This window comes from Streptomyces sp. MB09-01 (assembly GCF_033794505.1).
Taxonomy (GTDB): Bacteria; Actinomycetota; Actinomycetes; order Streptomycetales; family Streptomycetaceae; genus Streptomyces.
Map to the genome: position 1 here is coordinate 1 of NZ_JARAYQ010000519.1, position 1,973 is coordinate 1,973.

3 protein-coding genes are annotated in these 1,973 nt (G+C 73.6%); all 3 read right to left on the reverse strand.

The genetic code is table 11. From position 1 onward, the window contains the following. A partial coding sequence (locus PV721_RS43110; protein WP_319734294.1) for an SDR family oxidoreductase occupies window positions 1-746 on the reverse strand: 746 nt, incomplete at its 3' end. A gap of 53 nt (window positions 747-799) precedes the next feature. Next, a complete protein-coding gene (locus PV721_RS43115) occupies window positions 800-1,699 on the reverse strand; it encodes an RNA polymerase sigma-70 factor (RefSeq protein WP_319734296.1) in 900 nt (299 codons plus the stop codon). A gap of 78 nt (window positions 1,700-1,777) precedes the next feature. Further along, window positions 1,778-1,973: carbohydrate-binding protein (locus PV721_RS43120; protein ID WP_319734298.1), on the reverse strand; the 196-nt coding region annotated here is incomplete at its 5' end.

Below are 1,973 nucleotides of genomic sequence, written 5' to 3' on the forward strand. Positions count from 1 at the left end.
CGCCCCTGCCCCGCGAGGAACTCCGCGAACGTGCCCTTGCCCACCGCGTGGGACGGAGCCAGGTGGCTGCCCCGGCGGAAGGCGGCGTACGTCCTGCCCGCCAGCGGGACGGGGACCACCCGGCCGCGGCGGCCGGTCGCCTCCAGGTAGGTGCGGGCCAGGTCCGTCAGGCGCCGGATCTGCGGGCCGCCCATGTCGGGGACCCGGCCCGCCGGGGTGGGGACCGCGAGGCCGGCCAGCCGGTCCGCGACCTCCTCGACGGCGATCGGCTGCACCGGGACCCCCCTCGGCATCGGCACGACCGGCAGCTTCGCCGCCGCGTCCGTCACCTGCGCCACCAGGTCGTGGAACTGCGTGGTGCGCAGGATCGTCACCCCCAGCCCGGATCCCTCCAGCATCCGCTCCACCCGCAGCTTCGCCTTGTAGTAGCCGAGCGGAACCACGTCCACCCCGACGATCGAGATGTAGACGATGTTGCCGACCGTCCCCGCCCGGCGGGCCGCGTCGATCAGGTGCTCCGCGGCCGCCCCGTCGCCCTTGCCCGCCCGGCGCGTGTCGCTCGCGCAGTGCACGACCACCTCCGCGCCCGCCATCGCCGCGTCCAGCCCGCTGCCGTCCTGCAGGTCCACCGGATGCTCGGGGGCGTGCCGGCTCAGGGCGCGGACCTCGTGGCCCGCCTCCCGCAGCCGGGACACGACCAGCGTGCCGAGGGTGCCGGTGCCTCCGGTGACGAGGATGGTGCTCATGGGGTCCGCCTTCCGCCGGGAACGTCTCTTCGCCAGCTGGGACAGGACAGCCCTCAGGAATGTGACAGTTGCCGTCGGAGGAAGGCCAGCTTCTCCGGATTGACCACCGTGCTGATGCCGCTGACCAGTCCATTCTCGATTTCCACCAGGAGGACCGCCACCTCGCCGAAGAGCAGCGCGGGCGTGCCGTTGACCTCCGCGACGGTGACCGGCAGGCCCGCGGCGAACTTCTCCAGCACCCCGATCGAGAACCGGGCCACCTTGTCCCGCCCCAGGATCGGCCGCAGCGCCGAGCCGACCACGCCGCCGCCGTCCGACACGTACCGCACGTCGGCCGTCAGCAGGCCCTCCAGCCGGTCCAGGTCCCCCTCGCGGGCCGCCGAGAGGAAGGTCTCCACGAGGCTCTGCCAGCGCTCGGGGTCCGGTGCGAAGCGCCGCTCCTCGGTGGCCGCCCGCTCCGCCGCGACCCGGCCCGCCGCCCGCCGGTAGAGCTGGCGGCAGTTGGCCTCGCTGAGGTCCAGGAGCCCGGCGATCTCCCGGTGGCCGTACGCGAAGGCCTCGCGCAGCACGTAGACCGCCCGCTCCACCGGCGTGAGCTGCTCCAGCAGCACCAGCAGGGCCATGGACACGCTGTCCCGCTGCTCCGCCGACTCCAGCGGGCCGAGCGTCCCGTCGCCTGTGAGGACCGGCTCCGGGAGCCAGGGGCCGACGTACTCCTCGCGCCGGACGCGCGCCGAGGTGAGGTTGTTGAGGCACAGGTTCGTGACGACCTTGGCCAGCCAGGCCCCCGGGTGCCGGATCTCCGCGCGGTCCGCCGAGACCCAGCGCAGGTACGCGTCCTGCACGGTGTCCTCGGCCTCCGAGGCGGAGCCGAGCATGCGGTAGGCGATGCCGAACATCCGGGGCCGGTGTTCCTCGAAGTCCGCGTCGGTCGCGGTGACATGGGTGTTCACCGGGACAGCCTAGGCACGGGCGAGGACCCGGTGGCCGCCGGGCCACCGGGTCCCCACCCGTTCACGCAGGGTTCGAAGTCAGCAGGCGCCCTGGTCCTTCCAGACGCCCCATTCTCCGGTGGTGCCGGGCTCTTCGTTCTGCGTCCACCACTGGGCCTTCCAGTTGCGGCCCTTGTGGGAGACGACGTTGCCGCTGTTGTAGACCGTGCCCGCCACGTACGCCGGGCCGGTGCAGGCCCCGCCCGTCGGGGGAGGGGTGGTGGGCGGCGTGGTC